This window comes from Castellaniella defragrans, assembly GCF_014203015.1.
GTDB lineage: Bacteria > Pseudomonadota > Gammaproteobacteria > Burkholderiales > Burkholderiaceae_B > Castellaniella > Castellaniella defragrans.
The window spans coordinates 73,834-92,960 of sequence record NZ_JACHIB010000001.1 but is presented as its reverse complement, the minus strand read 5'-3'; the positions used below and the strand labels follow the sequence as shown (position 1 = coordinate 92,960).

Annotated in this window: 17 protein-coding genes; 11 read left to right on the top strand and 6 right to left on the bottom strand. The window is 70.7% G+C overall.

The window, feature by feature from the left end:
- Nucleotides 1–6 precede the first annotated feature (6 nt).
- Entirely contained in the window at nucleotides 7–1,674 is a 1,668-nt protein-coding gene (locus tag HNR28_RS00410) for an FAD-dependent oxidoreductase (protein ID WP_043679772.1), read from the top strand.
- 5 nt (nucleotides 1,675–1,679) lie between these two features.
- Nucleotides 1,680–1,904, top strand: a complete 225-nt coding sequence (locus HNR28_RS00405; protein ID WP_151024433.1) for a DUF2783 domain-containing protein — start codon at nucleotides 1,680–1,682, stop codon at nucleotides 1,902–1,904.
- A gap of 109 nt (nucleotides 1,905–2,013) precedes the next feature.
- On the opposite strand, the gene HNR28_RS00400 is transcribed toward HNR28_RS00405, so the two are convergent.
- The 3 genes from HNR28_RS00400 to HNR28_RS00390 form a co-directional block, all read right to left on the bottom strand.
- The gene (locus HNR28_RS00400) at nucleotides 2,014–2,553 is read right to left on the bottom strand and encodes a cytochrome b (RefSeq protein WP_151024432.1); all 540 of its coding nucleotides are present in this window, start codon (nucleotides 2,551–2,553) and stop codon (nucleotides 2,014–2,016) included.
- A gap of 157 nt (nucleotides 2,554–2,710) precedes the next feature.
- Nucleotides 2,711–3,304 carry a phosphatase PAP2 family protein gene (locus HNR28_RS00395; protein ID WP_170288447.1) on the bottom strand — a complete coding sequence of 198 codons (594 nt, stop codon included), beginning with the start codon at nucleotides 3,302–3,304 and terminating at the stop codon, nucleotides 2,711–2,713.
- An 82-nt stretch (nucleotides 3,305–3,386) separates the two neighbouring features.
- Nucleotides 3,387–4,760 carry a nucleobase:cation symporter-2 family protein gene (locus HNR28_RS00390; RefSeq protein ID WP_244978140.1) on the bottom strand — a complete coding sequence of 458 codons (1,374 nt, stop codon included), beginning with the start codon at nucleotides 4,758–4,760 and terminating at the stop codon, nucleotides 3,387–3,389.
- 348 nt (nucleotides 4,761–5,108) lie between these two features.
- Here HNR28_RS00390 and HNR28_RS00385 point away from each other — a divergent pair, with 348 nt between their 5' ends.
- Nucleotides 5,109–6,584: a sensor domain-containing diguanylate cyclase gene (locus HNR28_RS00385; RefSeq protein ID WP_173424573.1), complete on the top strand. Its 1,476-nt coding sequence runs from the start codon at nucleotides 5,109–5,111 to the stop codon at nucleotides 6,582–6,584.
- Between the two features lie 127 nt (nucleotides 6,585–6,711).
- On the opposite strand, the gene HNR28_RS00380 is transcribed toward HNR28_RS00385, so the two are convergent.
- Entirely contained in the window at nucleotides 6,712–7,329 is a 618-nt protein-coding gene (locus HNR28_RS00380; protein ID WP_043679785.1) for an FmdE family protein, read from the bottom strand.
- 355 nt (nucleotides 7,330–7,684) lie between these two features.
- Here HNR28_RS00380 and acnA point away from each other — a divergent pair, with 355 nt between their 5' ends.
- From acnA to HNR28_RS00370, 3 genes are all read left to right on the top strand, one after another.
- Nucleotides 7,685–10,360 (top strand): aconitate hydratase AcnA, encoded by a 2,676-nt coding sequence (acnA, locus tag HNR28_RS00375; protein WP_043679788.1) that lies wholly within the window; start codon nucleotides 7,685–7,687, stop codon nucleotides 10,358–10,360.
- Between the two features lie 107 nt (nucleotides 10,361–10,467).
- Nucleotides 10,468–10,590 carry a hypothetical protein gene (locus HNR28_RS18630; RefSeq protein WP_276808529.1) on the top strand — a complete coding sequence of 41 codons (123 nt, stop codon included), beginning with the start codon at nucleotides 10,468–10,470 and terminating at the stop codon, nucleotides 10,588–10,590.
- Nucleotides 10,587–11,981 carry an MFS transporter gene (locus tag HNR28_RS00370; protein WP_043679791.1) on the top strand — a complete coding sequence of 465 codons (1,395 nt, stop codon included), beginning with the start codon at nucleotides 10,587–10,589 and terminating at the stop codon, nucleotides 11,979–11,981. The genes HNR28_RS18630 and HNR28_RS00370 overlap by 4 nt, the downstream gene beginning before the upstream one ends.
- Before the next feature lie 61 nt (nucleotides 11,982–12,042).
- Here HNR28_RS00370 and HNR28_RS00365 read toward each other — a convergent pair whose 3' ends face one another.
- Nucleotides 12,043–12,882 carry an aldo/keto reductase gene (locus HNR28_RS00365; protein ID WP_043679794.1) on the bottom strand — a complete coding sequence of 280 codons (840 nt, stop codon included), beginning with the start codon at nucleotides 12,880–12,882 and terminating at the stop codon, nucleotides 12,043–12,045.
- Between the two features lie 94 nt (nucleotides 12,883–12,976).
- On the opposite strand from HNR28_RS00365, the gene panB reads away from it, so the two are divergent.
- The 5 genes from panB (at nucleotide 12,977) to HNR28_RS00340 (ending at nucleotide 18,871) form a co-directional block, all read left to right on the top strand.
- Nucleotides 12,977–13,804: a 3-methyl-2-oxobutanoate hydroxymethyltransferase gene (gene panB, locus HNR28_RS00360; RefSeq protein ID WP_043679797.1), complete on the top strand. Its 828-nt coding sequence runs from the start codon at nucleotides 12,977–12,979 to the stop codon at nucleotides 13,802–13,804.
- Nucleotides 13,805–13,976: 172 nt separating this feature from the next.
- Nucleotides 13,977–14,948: a LysR family transcriptional regulator gene (locus tag HNR28_RS00355; RefSeq protein ID WP_052355545.1), complete on the top strand. Its 972-nt coding sequence runs from the start codon at nucleotides 13,977–13,979 to the stop codon at nucleotides 14,946–14,948.
- 175 nt (nucleotides 14,949–15,123) lie between these two features.
- Nucleotides 15,124–16,548 (top strand): DNA recombination protein RmuC, encoded by a 1,425-nt coding sequence (gene rmuC / locus HNR28_RS00350; protein WP_249043888.1) that lies wholly within the window; start codon nucleotides 15,124–15,126, stop codon nucleotides 16,546–16,548.
- Between the two features lie 227 nt (nucleotides 16,549–16,775).
- Nucleotides 16,776–17,651 (top strand): 5'-methylthioadenosine/S-adenosylhomocysteine nucleosidase, encoded by an 876-nt coding sequence (locus tag HNR28_RS00345; RefSeq protein ID WP_151025651.1) that lies wholly within the window; start codon nucleotides 16,776–16,778, stop codon nucleotides 17,649–17,651.
- A 140-nt stretch (nucleotides 17,652–17,791) separates the two neighbouring features.
- Nucleotides 17,792–18,871: a magnesium and cobalt transport protein CorA gene (locus HNR28_RS00340; RefSeq protein ID WP_151025650.1), complete on the top strand. Its 1,080-nt coding sequence runs from the start codon at nucleotides 17,792–17,794 to the stop codon at nucleotides 18,869–18,871.
- A gap of 130 nt (nucleotides 18,872–19,001) precedes the next feature.
- On the opposite strand, the gene HNR28_RS18085 is transcribed toward HNR28_RS00340, so the two are convergent.
- Entirely contained in the window at nucleotides 19,002–19,127 is a 126-nt protein-coding gene (locus HNR28_RS18085) for an MFS transporter small subunit (protein ID WP_198408286.1), read from the bottom strand.

The following is a 19,127-nucleotide window of genomic DNA, read 5'->3' as shown; positions in this document are numbered from 1 at the left end:
GAACCCATGAACCATACCTACCAGCACCAGAACCAGCCCTATCGGCCGCCGCCGGAGCTGCGCTCCGGCCAGCCCGGCCACCACCCGGTGGTGGTCGTGGGGGCGGGGCCGGTGGGCCTGGCCGTCGCCATCGACCTGGCCCAGCAGGGCCAGGCCGTGCTGCTGCTCGACGAGGACAGGACCGTGGCGGTCGGCTCCTGCGGGGTCTGCCACGCCAAGCGCACCCTCGAAATCCTCGACCGCCTCGGGGTGGGCGACGCCTGCGTCGAGAAAGGGGTCGGCTGGAACGTGGGCCGCACCTTCTTCCGCGACGAGGAAATCTACAGCTTCAACCTGCTGCCGCAGCCCGATCACCAGCGCCCCGGCATGATCAACCTGCAGCAGTACTACCTGGAAGATTTCCTGCTGCAGCGCGCCCGCGCCCTGCCCGCGCTCGAACTGCGCTTCTGCAACAAGGTGACGGCGGCGCGGCCCCACGAGCGGGGCGTCTCCCTGCAGGTCGAAACCCCCGATGGCGCCTATGCCGTCGAGGCCGGCTGGCTGATCGCGGCCGACGGCGCGCGCAGCGCCGTGCGCCGCATGCTGGGCCTGGAGGCCGAAGGCAAGTACTTCATGGACCGGTTCCTCGTGGCCGACGTCCTCATGAAGGCCGATTTCCCCGCCGAGCGCTGGTTCTGGTTCGACCCGCCCTTCCATCCGGGGCAGTCGGTGCTGCTGCATCATCAGGCCGACAACGTCTGGCGCATCGATTTCCAGCTGGGCTGGGACGTGGACCCGGAAGTCGAAAAACGCCCCGAGAACGTGATTCCGCGCATCCGGGCCATGCTGGGCGAAGAGCACGACTTCGAGCTCGACTGGGTGGGGGTCTATACCTTCCAGTGCCGGCGCATGGCGAAGTTCCGCCACGGGCGGGTGCTGTTCGCCGGCGATGCGGCGCACCAGGTCTCGCCCTTCGGCGCGCGCGGCAGCAATTCCGGCATCCAGGACGCCGACAACCTGGGCTGGAAACTGCGCTTCGTGCTGCAGGGGCTGGCGCCGGAACGCCTGCTCGATTCCTATTCCGACGAGCGCATCGTCGCCGCCGACGAGAACCTGCAGCATTCGTCGCGCTCGATGGACTTCATTTCCCCCCGCACCAGGACGGCGCTGGCATTCCGCAATGCGGTGCTGGGCCTGGCGCGGCACTATCCCTTTGCCCGGGCGCTGGTGAACTCCGGGCGCCTGTCCGTTCCCACCCTGCTAGAGGAGTCCGCTTTGAATACACCCGATACCGCGCCGTTCTCCAGTGACATGATCCCCGGCGCCCCCTGCGACGACTGCCCCATGCGGGCGCAGGTCGCCCATTTCTGGCTGCTCAGCCGCCTGGGCAACGACTTCAAGCTGCTGGTCTACCTCCAGAACCCGGCCGACGTGACCGAGGCGGATGCCCTGCAGGGCCTCATCGCCGGGCCGATGCCCGTGGACGTCATCCTGGTCACCCCGGCCGGCGGACGTTCGCCGCACGGCTTCAAGGTCATGGAGGACTACACCGGCCGCTTCGCCGAGCGCTACGACGCGCAGCCCGGCTCGGCCTGGCTGATCCGGCCCGATCAGCACATCGCGGCCCGCTGGCGCCGGCTCGACGTGGCCCAGGTCCGCCAGGCCCTCGACCAGGCGACCTGCCAGCAGGGCTGACCGGCATGGGGCTCAATCTGAACCTGAACCTGGGCGAGCCCGGCAAGCACTACGTGCGCGCCTACACGCCGGGCGACGACTTCTACGCCGAACTGATCGAGCTGCACCGGGACCTCAGCGACGAGCAGAGCGTGCAGGTCAACGCGCGCCTGATCCTGCTGCTGGCCAACCACATCGGCGATCTGTCGATCCTGCGCGAGGCCATGGCGCTCGCGCGCCGGGACCTCTGAGTCCGGGCGCGCGGCATCGGCGGGCGGCATGGGGCGCGCGCCGGGATGCCGGAAGGCTCCGCAGGCGCGGGTCTGCGGGCGGCGCCGCGCCCGCCCTCCGGGCGCGGCTTCAGGCGCGGAACGGCAGCATGCGGCGCAGGGTGTCGTCGCGGCTCAGGTAATGGTGCTTCAGCGCGGCCAGGGCATGCAGGCCGATCAGCGCGTAGCCGACGTTGGCGATCAGCTTGTGGACGCCGATCACGGCCTTGCCCAGGGCCTTGTCCTCCGCCGTCAGGGAGGGCAGGGGGATGCCCCAGACGTGCGGCGTGCCGCCCATGGCGCTGATGGCGAACCAGGCCAGCAGGGGCAGGGCGATCAGCAGGGCGTACAGCGCCGCGTGCATGATGCCGGCTGAGATCCGCTCCCATTGCGCGGGCGGCGGAACGATGGCGGGCGGGCGGCTGAACAGCCGCACGGCCAGGCGCGCCACCGTCAGCGCCAGGATCGTCATGCCGCAGGACGAGTGCAGCATCCGCATGACGGCGCGTTCCGGGCTGTCCTTGGGAAACAGGCCCTTGAATTCCATCGCGGCGTAGACCACCACGATCAGGAGCAGGGTGATCCAGTGCAGGGCGATGGCGGAGCGGCTGTAGCGGGCGGGTGCGGACATGGAGCGGATTCCGGAAGGGCGGTTGGCGGAGGCGCCATGATCGCCCGCGCCGCATGAACCGAAGATGAACGGACGGGATTGCGCGGCGGGGCCGTGCAGGCGGACCGTGTCCATGCTCGCCGGACAGCGTGCCTGCGTCCGTGCGGGGCGGCGCGGCTCAGGCGCGCGCCCAGCCGCGGCGGATCGGCCAGGCGAAGACGAAGCGGTAGGCCGGCTCGATGCGGCGCCGCAGGGCGGGGATCAGCGTGTGCCGCAGCGGCAGCCCGATGGCCGCGGCCGCCACGCCCGTCACCAGGCCGCCGGCCATGTCCAGCGGGAAATGGATGCCCATGTAGATGCGCGCCCAGGCGATCGGCAGCGCGGCCAGGGCCAGGATCAAGGCGGCCTTGCGCCGCGCCGGATGCAGCGCCAGGCCGGCGCAGACCGCCCAGGCGAAGCTCAGGTGGTTGCTGGGAAACGAGGCGTTCGGCTTGTGGTCCAGGTACTGGTGGCCCAGGCCGATGACGAAGGGGCGCGGGTGGAACCAGGCCTTGGAGATCGCCCAGGACAGCAGCATGGCGATGGACGCGCTCACGACCGCCTGCAGCAGGGCGTCGCGTCCGGCAGCGTCCGTCCGCAGCCAGCTCAGCGCCAGGTACAGGGGGAACAGGTAGATCAGGCCTTTGGCGAGGAACCCGCCCAGCAGCAGGGCGGCGGCCGAGGGATGGCTGGCGTTGATCCACAGAAACAGGGTGTCGTTCAGGGCTTCCATGCAGGGGGGACGGGCGGCGTGTCGGGGAGGGCAGCATAGCATCGGCCCGGCATGGCGGCAAAAGGAGCCCCCCACGCCGCGCTCAATGATCCCCGGAGACGTGGCCGGTGCCGGCGACGAACACGGACTGGCGGTCGGAGTTGCCGACGGTCAGGTGGTTGAACAGCAGGTTCAGGGTGATGGCCATGATCGCGGCCGAGCTGATGCCCGAGTGGAAGATCGTGGCGACCCAGGCGGGGAAATGGGCGTAGAACTCGGGCGCCGCGATGGGGATCATGCCGAAGCCCACGGAAGTCGCCACGATGATCAGGTTCATGTTGTTTTCGTAGTTCACCCGGGCCAGGGTGCGGATGCCGCTGGCCGCCACGGTGCCGAACAGCACCAGGCCGGCGCCGCCCAGCACCGCCGTGGGCACGGCGGCGATGAAGCGGCCGATCACCGGCAGCAGGCCCAGGGCCAGCAGGATGAGGCCGCTGGTGGCGACCACGTAGCGGCTTTTGACGCCGGTGACGGCGACCAGGCCCACGTTCTGGGCGAAGGCGCTTTGCGTGAAGGAGCCGAAGACCGGCGCCATCACGCTGGAGATCATGTCGGCGCGCAGCCCGTCGCCCAGGCGGTGCGAATCGATCCGGGTGTCGATGATGTCGCCCACCGCCAGGATGTCGGCCGAGGTCTCCACCAGCACCACCAGGATGACGATGAACATGGACACGATCGCGGCGGGGTGGAATTCGGGCCAGCCGAAATGGAACAGGGTCGGCAGGGCGAAGGCCGGGCCGTCGGTCGCCCGGGAGAAGTTGGTCATGCCGGCGCCCCAGGCGATGACCGTGCCCAGCGCCATGGCCAGCAGGATCGACAGGCGCGAGATCGCCGCGTTGCCCAGCTTGCTGAGCAGCAGCACGATGAGCAGGGTGACGGCGGCCAGGCCGATGTTGGCCGTGCTGCCGAAGTCGGCTGCGCGGGGATTGCCGCCCATGGACCAGTGCGCCGCCACCGGCATCAGCGACAGGCCGATGGTGGTGATGACCGAGCCCGTCACCAGCGGCGGGAAGAAGCGGATGATGCGGGAGAAGACCGGCGTGATCAGCAGGCCGAGCAAGGCCGCCGCCATGACGGCGCCGAAGACCGAGGGCAGGCCGCCGCCGGCCGTCAGGATGGCGACGATGGTGGCCACGCTGGCGAAGGACACGCCCTGGACCAGCGGCAGCTGGCAGCCGAAGAACGGGATGCCCAGCGTCTGCAGCAGCGTGGCCAGGCCGCCCATGAACAGGCAGGAAGCGATCAGCACGCCGATTTCCGCGCCGCCCAGGCCGGCCGCCTGGCCGACGATCAGCGGCACGGCGATGATGCCGCCGTACATGGTCAGCACGTGCTGGAACCCATACATGAGGTTGGCCGTCAGCCCCAGGGTTTCGTCTTCGGGGCGCGGCGGCGCGGTGCGGGCGGGTGTGTTCAAGGCGGTCTCCATCCTCGTCGTTCGTCGTGGACCGGATGCGGCGCGCGCCAAGGCGGCGGGCCGGTCCGGTGGCGCCGCCTCCGGCGGCGCCGGGACGGTCGGTCGTGCATGAGGTCGACGGGCTTATTGTGAACCGCGGGCCTGGATTCCGGATCGCGGCCCCTTCATATTGCCCATCTTCATGTCTTTATTCGGGCCGCTGTCCATTGGTGTTTTCTCTAGGGGGCGGCGGGCGGAGCCTCGCGCGGAGGTCCAGCCGCACGGCGCGGGGCTTTCCAGCCGTCGCCGCGGGGTTTCCACAGGGTTTTCATTTAGAATGCCAGCTTTCCCTGTGTGAGCGGAACCAGGATGAACGAAGAGCGATCGGCGCCGGCCGGAGGGCGGTTCCCGGATGCCGGCATGCCGGACTTCTTCGAGGCCACGCCCATGGCCTTGTGGCTCGAGGACTACAGCGCCCTGCATGCGCAGTTCGAGCGCTGGCGCGCCGAAGGCGTCACGGACCTGCGGTCCTGGCTGCTCCTGGATCCCGATCGGCTGCGGCACTGCGCCGGCCTGATCCGCATCCGGCGCGTCAACCGCCAGGCGCTGACCCTGTTCGGCGCCGCCAGCCAGACCGAGCTGATGGACCGGCTGGGGGACGTCCTGCGCGACGACACCTTCGAGGGCCTGGCCGGCGAGCTCGACCAGCTCTGGCGCGGCCAGGGCGGCTTCCACAGCCAGACGGTGAACTACACGCTGGACGGCCGGCGCCTGGATCTTTCGCTCAAGGCCGTGGCGCTGGCCGACGAGAGCCGGCCCTGGGACCGGATCCTGGTGGCCATGGAAGACGTCACGCCGCTGCAGGAGGCCCGCCGCCAGGCCCAGGCGAGCGCGCGCGACGCCCGCGAATTCTTCCAGCAGGCGCCCGTGTCGCTCTGGGTCGAGGATTTCAGCGCCATCAAGCGCCTGTTCGACGAACTGCGCGAGCAGGACATCAGCGACTTCCGCACCTTCCTGGACGTGCATCCGGACTTCATCGACCGCTGCCTCCAGGAAATCCGCGTCATCGACGTCAACGACTACACGCTGGAGCTGTTCAAGGCCGATTCACGGGAACAGCTGATCGAGCGCGTGGGCGACATCTTCCGCGAGGAATCCCGCCTCTCCTTCGCCGAGCAGCTGGTCGAGCTGTGGCACGGCCGGCTGTTCCACCAGAAAGAGGTCCAGAACTGCACCCTGGCCGGCGACGTGCTGTACATCCACCTGCAGCTGTCGGTGTTCCAGGGGCACGAGGAGGACTGGAGCCTGGTGCTGGTCTCGCTGACCGACATCACCGCCCGCAAGAAGGCCGAGGCCTACCTGGAATATCTGGGCAAGCACGACGTGCTGACGCAGCTGAAGAACCGTTCGTTCTTCGTCGACGAGCTGGGCCGCCTGCAGCGCAAGCGCGCGCCGCTGGTGTCCTTCATCGCCCTGGACCTGAACAACCTCAAGCAGGCCAACGACGAGGGCGGCCATGCGGTGGGCGACGACCTGCTGCGCCGCTTCGGCGAAGTCCTGAACAAGGCCGTGGACCGTCCCGGCCAGGCCGCCCGCATCGGCGGCGACGAGTTCGTGGTGCTGCTGCCCGGCTGCGACGAGGCGGCGACCCGCAAGGTACGGGACAACATCCATTCCCTGATCGAGCTGAACAACCAGTATTACGGCGGCATCCCGCTCAGCGTCTCGGCCGGCGAGATCACCTGCCGCGATCCCGCCGCGCTGGAGCAGGCCTTGAGGGAAGCCGACCGGGCGCTGTACGAGGACAAGCGCCGCTATTACACCACCCACGAGCGGCGCCACTGACCGGCCCGGTATCCGGCCGGATGCCGCCAGTGCGCCTCGCCGTGCAACGGCACCGTCCCCGGCTTCCCGTCCCGTGCTCCGGCCGAATGAGCGGCCGCGGATCACGCCGCCGGTGCGCCTCCGGCCATCAGGCGGCGCGCGGCAGCGGGCTGACCGAGATCAGGCCGGGCTGGTCCACGGCTTCCAGGATGCGGCGCACGCGGTCCTGCCAGAGGTGCGCGAAATCCTGCTTTTCCGTGTCGGTGGCGATGCCGGACAGGATCTTCTGCAGCATCGGCATGGCGGCCGGCGAGCCCGGCACGCCCTGGGCGCTGAAGGACACCGCCACGCGGTCGCCCGTGTCGCGGCGGGTGAAGACGATCTCGCCCGGGACGTCGCCCTGGAAATGCAGCAGGTTGCGCCGGTCGTGCTGGCCGGCCAGGCCCTTGAAGCCCGTGTCCGCGGTGGCGCCCGTGACCAGGCTGACCACGTTGGCGATGACGCCGGTGACGCCGTTGGTGGCGCCGTCGGCGAAGGTGACGTCGATGTCGCCGCGCTGCGGGATCGAGCCGGGGTACAGGGCGCGCAGCGCGCGCACCGTCATCAGCCAGGCGCCGGCGACGGTGGGGCAGGAATGGCCGGCCAGGCGGACGGCGTCTTCGTAGCCGTATTCGATCAGGCCGTCGTCGGATGCGCCCAGCAGCTGGGCGAGCGGGTCGTGCAGCGCGATGCGGGGGGCCTGGGCGAAGAATGCGGGAAATGCCATGGAAAGGGCTCCGGAAAAACGTGTATCGGACCAGTGTAGACCGGTGCCGGAAGGAAAGCCGGCTTAACCCTGGGCGGCATCCGGTCGTTGGGTCGTTGAGTCGTTGAGTCGTTGGTCGCGGGGCCGTCGGGCCGCCGGGTCGCCGGGCGCGCGGGCCGGATGCCGGGACTGGCTGCGAGGATTGGTCGCGGGGCCGCCGGCAAGGGATCGGACGCAAAGTCACCGCCGCCGGCAGGGCCGGGTAGCGGACGGGGGCGGGATGCGGTGTAAGATGAACCGGATCAAGAGCGGCCTGTGGCCTACGCCCGGAGACGGTCCGGCGGGTCCGGGCTGGAACCGACAAGGAGGACATGCCATGGCACACCCCAACAGTTTCGGCGCGCGCGCAACCCTGGATGTGGGAGGCAAGTCCTACCGCATCTGGCGGCTGGATGCCCTGAAGGACCACGGGCTCGATCCCGGACGCCTGCCCTACGGCCTGAAGATCCTGCTGGAAAACCTGCTGCGCACCGAGGACGGCGTGGCCGTGCGGCCCGACGAGATCCGCGCCCTGGCCGGCTGGGATCCCGCCGCCGAGCCCAGCCGCGAGATCGCCTTCACGCCGGCGCGGGTCGTGCTGCAGGACTTCACCGGCGTGCCCGCCCTGGTGGACCTGGCCGCCATGCGCGACGCCATGCGGGCCCTGGGCGGACAGCCCGACCGCATCAATCCCCTGGCGCCGGTGGAGCTGGTCATCGACCACTCGGTGATCGTCGACGACTTCGGCAACAACCAGTCCTTCCGCCGCAACCAGGAAATCGAATACCGGCGCAACGTCGAGCGCTACAAGTTCCTGCGCTGGGGCCAGACGGCCTTCGACAATTTCCGCGTCGTGCCGCCGGACACCGGCATCGTCCACCAGGTCAACCTGGAACACCTCGCGCGCGGCGTGTTCACGCGCGAGATCGACGGCGTGACCGAAGCCTATCCCGACACCTGTGTGGGCACGGACTCGCACACGCCCATGGTCAACGGCCTGGGCGTGGTCGCCTGGGGGGTCGGCGGGATCGAGGCCGAGGCCGCCATGCTGGGCCAGCCCATCTCGATGCTGATCCCGCGCGTGGTCGGCTTCAAGCTGTCCGGCGCCCTGCCGGAAGGCACCACCGCCACCGACCTGGTGCTGACCATCACCGACATGCTGCGCAAGCACGGCGTGGTGGGCAAGTTCGTCGAATTCTACGGCCCGGGCGTGGCCGCCGTGCCGCTGGCCAACCGCGCCACCATCGGCAACATGAGCCCGGAATACGGTTCCACCATCTCCATCTTCCCGATCGACGAGGAAACCCTGGCCTACCTGCGCTTCACCGGCCGTCCGGCCGAGCAGGTCGCCCTGGTCGAAGCCTACGCCAAGGCCCAGGGCCTGTGGCACGATCCCGCGCACGAGCCGCAGTATTCCGAGCGCCTGGAACTCGATCTGGGCACCGTGGTGCCCTCCATCGCCGGCCCCAAGCGGCCGCAGGACCGGATCGCGCTGACCGACGCCAAGCCCGCGCTCGCCAAGTCCCTGGCCGCGCTGCCCGGCGCGCCGAAGTCCAACCCCGCCGTCGTGCGCCTGCCGGACGCGGGCGAATTCCCGCTCGACCACGGCGCCGTCGTCATCGCGGCCATCACCTCGTGTACCAATACCAGCAACCCGGCCGTCATGATGGCGGCCGGCCTGCTGGCGAAGAAGGCCGTGGCGCGCGGGCTGCGCCGCAAGCCCTGGGTCAAGACCAGCCTCGCGCCGGGATCCCGCGTGGTCACGGACTACTACGAAAAGGCCGGCCTGACGGCCTACCTGGACCAGCTGGGCTTCAACCTGGTCGGCTACGGCTGCACCACCTGCATCGGCAATTCGGGCCCCCTGATCCCCGAAGTTTCCGAGGCCGTGCGCGCCAACGACCTGGCGGTCGTCTCGGTGCTGTCGGGCAACCGCAACTTTGAAGGCCGCATCCACTCCGAGGTCAAGCTCAACTACCTGATGTCCCCCCCGCTGGTGGTGGCCTACGCGCTGGCCGGCACCATGGACATCGACCTGCTCAACGACCCGCTCGGCCAGGACGCCGAAGGCCGGGACGTCCGCCTGCGCGACATCTGGCCGTCGTCCGAGGAAGTCCAGGAGGCGATCCGTTCGTGCATCTCGTCCGACATGTACACGCGCGGCTATGCCGGCGTGTTCGACGGCGGCGCGCTCTGGCGCGACCTGGACACCCCCGAGGGCAGCCTGTTCCATTGGGAGGAAGACTCCACCTACGTGCGCAATCCGCCCTACTTCGAGGGCATGCCGCGCCAGCCGCAGCCGGTGGCCGACATCCGCGGCGCGCGGGTGCTGGCGATGCTGGGCGATTCGGTCACCACCGACCACATCAGCCCGGCCGGCTCCATCGGCAAGGACACGCCCGCCGGCCAGTACCTGCGCGCGCACGGAGTCGAGCCGCAGGACTTCAATTCGCTGGGGTCGCGGCGCGGCAACCACGAAGTCATGATCCGCGGCACCTTCGCCAACGTGCGCCTGCGCAACCAGATCGCCCCGGGCACCGAGGGCGGCTGGACGCGCGACTTCACCCGCGACGGCGCACCCGTCTGCACGATCTTCGAGGCCTCGCAGAACTACCTGGCGGCGGGGACGCCGCTGGTGATCCTGGCCGGCAAGGAATACGGCTCCGGCTCCTCGCGCGACTGGGCGGCCAAGGGCACGGTGCTGCTGGGCGTGCGCGCGGTGATCGCCGAATCCTACGAGCGCATCCACCGCTCCAACCTGATCGGCATGGGCGTGCTGCCGCTGCAGTTCCCCGCGGGCCAGAACGCGGCCTCGCTGGGGATCCGCGGCAAGGAGACCTTCGAGATCACCGGGGTGGAGGCCTTCAACGGCGGCGTCACGCCCAAGACCGTGCACGTGCGGGCGGGCGACGTCGAATTCGACGCCGTGGTGCGCATCGACACCCCGACCGAGGCCGCCTACTACCGCCACGGCGGCATCCTGCAGTACGCCCTGCGGCAGCTGCTGGAATAACGCTCGGGGACGGGACCGCGCGGGCCGCGCGGCGGCGGCCCGATGCCGCCCGGGGCTCCCGGCGGGTCCCGGGCGTCTCGGGCGTCCCGGTGCGCCCGGCGCCTCCCATGGCGTTCCAGGGCGCCGGGCCGGCCGGGCTTGCCGGCCGCCTTGTCTACAATGCGGGCTTCGGCCCGCATTTTTCCGCCCTCTTTTCCGCCATCGGGCCGGCTTTTCCGGTCGACGCATGAATCCATCCCCTTCCGCTTCCTGGGGCGCCCTGCTGCGAGGCCGCAACGGCCTGCGCTCCCTCGCCCTGGCCGGCGGCGTGGCGGTGCACGCGGTCAACGTGTTCATCGCCACCACCATCCTGCCCTCGGTCGTCCGGGACATCGGCGGCCTGCCCTGGTACGCCTGGAACACCACCCTGTTCGTGGCGGCCTCGATCATGGGCTCCTCCTGCGCTCCGCTGGGCATCCGCTGGTACGGCCTGCGGCGCTCCTTCCTGCTGGCCCTGGCCGTGTTCATGGGCGGGACCGTGGTCTGCGGGCTGGCGCCCGGCATGCCCTGGCTGCTGCTCGGCCGGGTGGGGCAGGGCCTGGGCGGCGGCATGCTGCTCAGCCTGAGCTACGCCACCGTGCCCCTGGTCTTCGACCAGGACCTGTGGCCGCGGGCCATGGCGCTGATTTCCGGCATGTGGGGCGTGGCCACCCTCGCGGGGCCGGCCATCGGCGGGCTGTTCGCCGAGGCCGGACACTGGCGCTGGGCCTTCTGGGCGGTGCTGCCGGTGTGCGGGCTGCTGGGCGCGCTGCTGGTGACGCAGCTCGGGCCCGCGGGCCGGGACCGCGGCGCGCGGCTGGAGGCGCCGCTGCTGCGTATGGGGCTGCTGGTCGCCTCCGTGCTGGTGGTGTCGGCGGCCAGCCTGTCGCCGTCCTGGATCGCCCAGCTCGCCGGGGTGGCGGGCGGCGTGCTGCTGATCCTCTGGCTGGCGCGCATCGACGGGCGGGCGCGCCAGCGCTTCCTGCCCGGGGGCGCCTGGGTGCTGGGCCATCCCCTGGGCCGCCGCTACGCCATGATCGGCCTGATGAGCCTGGGCGTGACGACGGAAGTCTTCGTGCCCTATTTCCTCCAGGTCCTGCACGGGCAGTCGCCGCTGCACGCGGGCTACCTGTCGGCGCTGATGTCGGCCGGCTGGACCTCGGGCACCCTGGCGAGCTCGGGGCGCGGCCCGGCCTGCGTCGGCCGCCTGCTGGTGCTGGGGCCGATCCTCTCGGCGGCGTCCCTGGCGGGGCTGTACGTCTTCATGCCCGATCCGGCTGCGCCGACGGCGCTGCTGGCCGCGCTGCTGCTGGGAGTGGGCATGGGCATCGGGCTGTGCTGGCCGCATCTGCTGACCGGCGTGTTCCGGGCCGCGCCGCCGGACCAGCAGAGCATCGCCTCGGCGGCGATCACGACCCTGCAGCTGTACGCGATGGCGCTGGGCGCCAGCGTGGCGGGCATGGCCGCCAACGCCGCCGGCTTTACCGACCCGGGCGGCTGGCAGGGCGCGCGCCAGGCCGCCTGGGCGGTCTACGGCGTGTTCGTGTTCGCGCCGGCCCTGGCGATCCGCCTGGGATGGCGCGCGCGCCGCGACGGCATCTAGCGCGCCGGCGGCGCGAGCCGGCCGAGGCCGGCCCCGGCCGGGGCTTGGCTTGCCGTGGCAATCACTTCAGCAGGTGGAACGTTTCGGGATCGGGGCCGATGCGGCCGTCGGCGCGGTCCAGGGTGGCGATCCGCTCCATCGCGGCCTCGTCCAGGTGCAGGTTCCAGAGATTGAAGTTTTCCTGCAGCCGTTCGGGGCTGGAGGATTTCGGGATCACCATGTGGCCCATCTGGATGTGCCAGCGCAGGATCACCTGGGCCGGGCTGGCCTGCAGCCGATGGGCCAGTTCCAGGAACACGGGGTCGCGCAGCGCCTGGCCCTGGCCGAGCGGGCTCCAGGCCTCGGTGCGGATGTCGTGGTCGGCGTGGTAGGCGCGCAGTTCGGCCTGCTGGAAGCGGGGGTGCAGCTCGATCTGGTTGAGCACCGGCAGCACGCCGGTGGCGTCCAGCAGCCGCTGCAGGTGCTCCTGCTGGAAATTGCAGACGCCGATGGACCGCGCGCGGCCTTCGTCGCGCAGCTGGATCAGGGCCTCCCAGGTTTCCACGTAGCGCTTCTGCTTGGGTACCGGCCAGTGGATCAGGTAGAGATCGACGTAGTCCAGCCCCAGGCGGTCGAGGCTTTCCTGGAATGCCGCCTTGGTACTATCGTGGCCATGGCGGTCGTTCCAGACCTTGGTGGCCACGAACAGATCCTCGCGCGGCACGCCGCAGCCGGCGATGCCGCGGCCGACTTCGGACTCGTTGCCGTAGATGGCGGCGGTATCGATGGAGCGGTAGCCGGCTTCGACGGCGGCATGGATCGCCGGGACGACGGCATCGCCGGTCAGTCTCCAGGTGCCCATGCCCAGCTGGGGCGCGCGGCGGCCGTCGTGAAACGTGATATACGGTTGATTGGTGGACATGCAGGTCTCCTGTGAAGGCAGCCCCTTGGCTGCGGCAGGCCTGGTTGGCCAATGAGGGCCAACCGATGATGAACGAATCTTTGGAGTCAGTCGAATGAGTGTACATAGCCAGGCGCAGCGCGTCACCGTGCCCCAGCTCGTCTCTTTCAAGGGCGAGCGCAAGATCGCGGCGCTGACCGCCTACATCGCGCCCATCGCGCGCCTGCTGGACGAGGCCGTGGACATGCTGCTGGTGGGCGATTCCACGGCCATGGTCGGCTACGCGCTGCCCGACACGCTGTCGATCACGGTGGAGACGATGGCCGCGCACACCGCCGCCGTGGTCCGGGCCACCCATCACGCCTGCGTGATCGCCGACATGCCCTTCGGCAGCTACCAGCAGTCCCCGGCCCAGGCCTTCGCCAACGCCGCGACCCTGCTGGCGAACGGCGGCGCCGCGGGCGTCAAGCTCGAAGGCGGGCAGGCCCTGGCCGACACCACCCGCTTCCTGGTCGAGCGCGGCATCCCGGTGCTGGCCCACGTGGGGCTGATGCCCCAGTACGTCCACACCATGGGCGGCTTCAAGGCCCAGGGCATGAGCGAGGCCGCCGCCCGCCGCATCCTGGACGATGCCCGGGCGCATGCCCAGGCGGGGGCCTTCGGCGTGGTGCTGGAAGGCATCAGCGAGCCGCTGGGGCGCGAGATCACGGCGGCGCTGCAGATTCCCACCATCGGCATCGGCGCCTCGCCCGCGTGCGACGGCCAGATCCTGGTGACCGAGGACATCCTCGGCCTGAGCGGGGACCGGATTCCGAAATTCGCCCGGCGTTTCGCCGATGCGGGGCAGGTGATACGGCAGGCGGCGCAGGATTACGCCCAATCCGTGCGGGAGGAGACCTTTCCCACGCTAGATCATTGCTTTGGCGTACGAACCGGGAGGTAATATTCGGTATAACAGTCATTGCCAGATATTTCGCCTGGGCCGTCACCGGCTGATCCGGGCGGTTTCTGGCCGCCAGGCCGCCCAAGGCGGAACGCGCCCTTCGCGGACGCGAGCCGAAGGCGCGCCCGGTGAATTTTTTGGATGGGGGCAGGGACGGCCCGCATCGGGTGCCATGGAAATACGCCAACTCGAGGCTCTGAACGCCATCGTGACCAGCGGCAGCGTCACGGCGGCGGGCCGTATGCTGGGCCGTTCGCAGCCCGTCGTCAGCCGCCAGGTCAGCGATCTGGAAGCCGAACTGGGCTTCACGCTGTTCACGCGCACCCGGCCCGCCATCACCCTGACCGAGCAGGGGGCCGAGTTCTACCAGGAAGTGCGCGGCATCCTGGCCGACCTGCACCAGCTGGAATCGCGGGTCCAGGGCATGCGCAACGGCCAGGTCCGCCCCTTGCGCATCCTGGTGTCGGTCGATCTCGCGCGCAGCCTGCTGCCCGAGGCCCTGGCGCGGATGGACCGCTTCAGCCCCGTCTTCCGCCAGAAGCTCATCATCGAGGAAGTCGTCCACGAGGCGCCCGCCGGCGCCCTGGCCGAGGGCCGGGCGGACTTCGCGCTCATCAACCTGCCCATCGACGCCGAGGGCCTGCGCGCGCACTGGTGCGGCCAGGCGCCCTGCCTGCTGGCGCTGCCGGCCGCGCATCCGCTGGCGTCCCGGGACATGGTCCAGCTCGAGGAAATCCGCAACACCGACGTCATCACGCTGCTCAGCCGCTACCGCATGCGCTACCACCTGACCAGCAGCCTGGCGCAGGCCACGGCGGGCGAGGCGCGGCGCCACATCGAGGTCGGCAGCCAGCAGACGGCGCTGTCGCTGGTGCGGCTGGGGCTGGGCGTGGCGCTGATCGACCCGTTCTCGATCCGCGGCGCGCAGCTCGACGGCATCGTGCTGCGGCCCCTCCAGACCGACATCAGCTACATGATCGGCGCCGTTTCCCAGGCGACGCACGAACTGCCGGAAGGCGCCCTGCGCCTGATCCAGGGACTGCACCTGCATGTCCAGAGCAGCATCCCCCACTACGTCGATACCGATCCCAGCGGGCTGCGCCAGGGGATCTCCAGCAAGGCCGAGATCCTGCGCTCGGCCTGATGCCCCGCCGCTCTCCGGCGCGGTGCCGGCCGCGGCCGTCCCGCCGCGGCGGCGTGCGCCCCGCGTCCCGTCCCCTTCCGAACCGCGGCGTCCGCCTTTCGCCCGGCCCGATTCCAGAGGCGTGCCGGCTTGTGCGATGATGTCGGGTCTTCTTCATGCGGCATAGGACGGCATCGTGATCCCGTTGTCCCCGGAAATCCTGGCGGCGCTGGCGCTGGCCCTGCTGATCGGCGCGGCGGCCGGCGCCTGGCCCGCGCGGCGGCGCCTGCTGGCCCGCACGGCGGAGGCCGCCCGCCAGGCCGAGCGCGCCGATCAGCTGCAGGAGCGGGTCGGGCAGCTCGAACGGGACCTGGCCGGCCAGGCCGGCGCGCTGGAGGACTGGCGCACCCGGGCGCAGGACGGCCGGCTGGAACTGGCCCGGCTGCAGGCCGCCCACCAGGAAAAGCTCGCCGCCCTGGCGGACCTGCGCCAGGCCTTCGAGCAGTCGCGGGCGGCCCTGAAGACCGAATTCCAGCAGCTCGCCAGCCAGGTGCTGGAGGAAAAGAGCCGCGGCTTTTCCCAATCCAGCCAGGACACGCTCGACGGCCTGCTGCGGCCGTTCCGCGAGCAGATCGACGGCTTCCAGCGGCGCGTCAACGAAATCCACGACGCCTCGGTGCGCGGCCAGGCCCGGCTGGACGCGGAAATCCGCCGCGTCCTGGACGTGGGCCTGAAGATGAGCGGCGAGGCCCAGTCCCTGGCCACGGCCCTGAAGGGCGACAAGAAGACCACCGGCAACTGGGGCGAAGTCGTGCTGGAACGCAGCCTGCAGCTGGCGGGGCTGATCGCGGGCGACCACTACCAGGCCCAGGCGCCCTTCCGCGACGAGGCCGGCAATCGGCGCCAGCCGGATTTCGTCGTGCACCTGCCCGACGGCAAGCACCTCATCATCGACAGCAAGGTCTCGCTGGTGGACTACGACCGCGCCGTGGCGGCCGACACGCCCGAGGCGCGCGAGGCCGCGCTGGCCGCGCATGCGCGCGCCGTGCGCCATCACATCGACGACCTGGGCCGCAAGGACTACAGCGGCCTGATCGGCATGAAAAGCCCCGGCTTCGTGCTGATGTACATGCCGATCGAGCCGGCCTACATCGAAGCCATGCGGCACGACCGCGAGCTGTTCGACTACGGCTACCGCCGCAATGTCGTCCTGGTGTCGCACACCACCCTGATGCCCATCCTGCGCACGGTGGCCACCCTGTGGATGCTGGCGCGCGGCAACGAGCAGGCCCGTGCGCTGAGCGAGCAGGCCGGCGGGCTGTACCGGCAGGTGGAGGTGGTGGCCGACCGCCTGCAGAAGCTCGGCCATGCCCTGGGGGCGGCGGCCACGCACTACAACAGCACGGTCACGGCGGTGACGGGGCAGCGCGGCCTGTATGGCAAGGTCGGCCGCTTCGCCGAGCTGTCGGCCAAGGCCGGCCGGTCGCTGCCGCCGCTCGAACCCCTGCATGCGGACTTCGAGGTCCAGCGGCTGGACGGCGTGGCGTCCGGCCCGGAATGCGTGCCTGGAGCGGGAAACCCGTCCGAACCCCTTCTTTCCCCCTCGGAGCCGAACCCATGATGTGTCATTCCGCCCCGTGCCCGGCACCGGAATCCGGCCGGCGCCCTCGTCCCGTTTCCCGGCTGCGGCCGGCGCCGCGCGCCGCCGCGTGCCGGGCCGCCGCCCTCCTGCTCTGGGCCTGTGCGTGGCTGGGCGCGGCGGCGCCGGCTGCCACGGCCGCCGCGCCCGCCGGGTCCGGTCCGGCGGCGGCCGTCCAGGCCGCCGGGCGGCTGGACGAAGCCCCGCGCATGGCGATCCTGTCCGCCTTCGCGCCGGAGCTGGAGCTGCTGCGCGCCCGTCTGCAGGACCCGCGCGTCCACGCCGTCCAGGGCGTCGAGTTCATCACCGGCCGCCTCGAAGGCAAGCCCGTCGTGCTGTCGCTCAGCGGCATCAGCATGGTCAATGCCGCCATGAACACCCAGCTGCTGTTCGACCGCTTCCACGTCACGCACCTGATCTTCAGCGGCATCGCGGGCGGCGTGAATCCGGATCTGCGCATCGGCGACGTCAGCGTCCCGGAGCGCTGGGGGCAGTACCTGGAAGTGGTCATGATGCGGGAAACCGCGCCGGGGCAGTATCGTGCGCCAGCGTCCAAGGGGACCTTCCAGTTCGCCCCCTACGGCATGATGCAGCCGCGCGCCGTGCGCGTGCGGCCGGGCGGGGATGCGGACGGCGTGGCGGGCGGTGTGGCGGACGCGCGTTCGGCGGGCGGCGGGACGGGCATCCAGGAAAAATTCTGGTTCGAGGCCGATCCGGGCATGCTGGCCGTGGCGCGCGGCATCCAGTCCGTGCCCCTGCGCGCCTGCGACCGCGAGGACCGCTGCCTGGACGAGCGCCCGCGCCTGGTGGTCGGCGGCAACGGCGTGTCCGGCCAGGCCTTCGTGGACAACGCGGATTTCCGCCGCTACGCCTTCCGCACCTTCCAGGCCAACGTGCTGGACATGGAAAGCGCCGCCTGCGCCCAGGTCGCCTGGCGCGCGGGCGTGCCCTTCATCGCCTTTCGCTCGCTCAGCGACCTGGCCGGCGGCGGGCCGGGCGAAAATGAAATGGACGCCTTCCTGCACATCGCCGCGGACAACGCCGCGCAGGTGCTGCTGGCATTCCTGCGCGCCTGGCCGGGCTAGAAGCCGCCCGCCGCCGGGCATGAGGCATGCGCCCGCGGCCGGGAAGCATTCCAGGAGCATTCCAGGAGTACGCAAGGAGCATCCCGGGAGTACGCGGGATGCATGCGCGGACCCTTCCAGGAGCATTCGAGGAGAGCACGATGAATCCGCCGACACCCGCCGATGAGGCGGCGGCCCGGCCGCCATCCGACGCCGGCGCCGCTGCCGCGGATGCTGCCGATACCGCCGGCGCCCGCCTGGAAGCGGCCTTCCGGCACGCCGCCGTGGCCTCCACCCTGTACCTGCCCGGGCAGCCGGACCGCGACGTCGGCCTGGCCGAACTGGGGACGGCCGCGGCCGGATCCGGCCTGCTGTGGGTCGGCCTGAAGGAGCCCGACGAGGCCCTGGTGCGTGACGTGGGCCGGCGCCTGGGTCTGCCCGGCCGCGCCATCGAGGAAATCATCGCCCCGCACCGGCGCCCGAAGATCATCGAATACGACCAGCTGACGCTGGTGGTCGTGGTGACGGTCGAGATCGTCCAGGACCGGCCCGGCTTCGGCGACACCCAGCTGCTGATTGGGCCGGGCTACCTGCTGACGATCCGCCGCCACGCGGAAGGGTCGTACCGGGAACTGCGCAACCAGCTGGCCGAGGCGCCTGAATTCCTCAGCCGGGGCAGCGATTACGTCGCCTCCACGCTGCTGGACCTGCTGGCGGACCGCGCCGTCGAGGCGCTGGACCACATGGAGGGCCGGGTCGAGAACGTCGAGCACCAGTTCCTGCTGCGCGGCTTCCGCGAAATGGACATCCGCCGCCTGTACCGCCTGCGGCGCGACCTGCTGCGCATGCAGACGGCGATCGCGCCGCTGGTGGAGATCTGCCGCCGCCTGGCCCGCGTGGACATGCGCAACATCGGCGCCGACAGCCGGGCGTATTTCAACGAGGTCGCCGACCGCATCCAGCGCATCGTCGAATCCATCGCCGGCCTGCGCGAGGCGCTCGCCTTCGCCTTCGAGGCCAGCATGATGATCAGCCAGATGCAGCAGACCGACATCACCCGCAAGCTGGCCGCCTGGGCCGCCATCCTGGCCGTGCCCACGGCGGTGGCGGGCATCTACGGCATGAATTTCAACCACATGCCGGAACTCGGCTGGACCTACGGCTATCCGGCGATGCTGGCCGGGACGGGCGCGGTCTGCGGGCTGCTGTACTGGAAGTTCCGCCGGATCAAGTGGCTGTAGGGTCCCGGACTGCGGCCGCCCGGGCCGTCCACCGGCGAGGCCGCCCGGCGGTGCGGCGCGCCGCCGGGCGGGGGTCGCGGGGCCCGGCGCCGCCGCGGAGGCCGGCGCCGGGCGTCCTCCCGGTCCGCGACTAGTGGAACAGGGCGCTCGCCTTGAGCAGGGTTTCCCAGATGCCCAGCGCCAGCGGGATGCCGACGTAGAGCCAGAACAGCGCGATCAGGGCGGGCGAAGGGGTGCGTGTCGTCGTGGCGGTCAT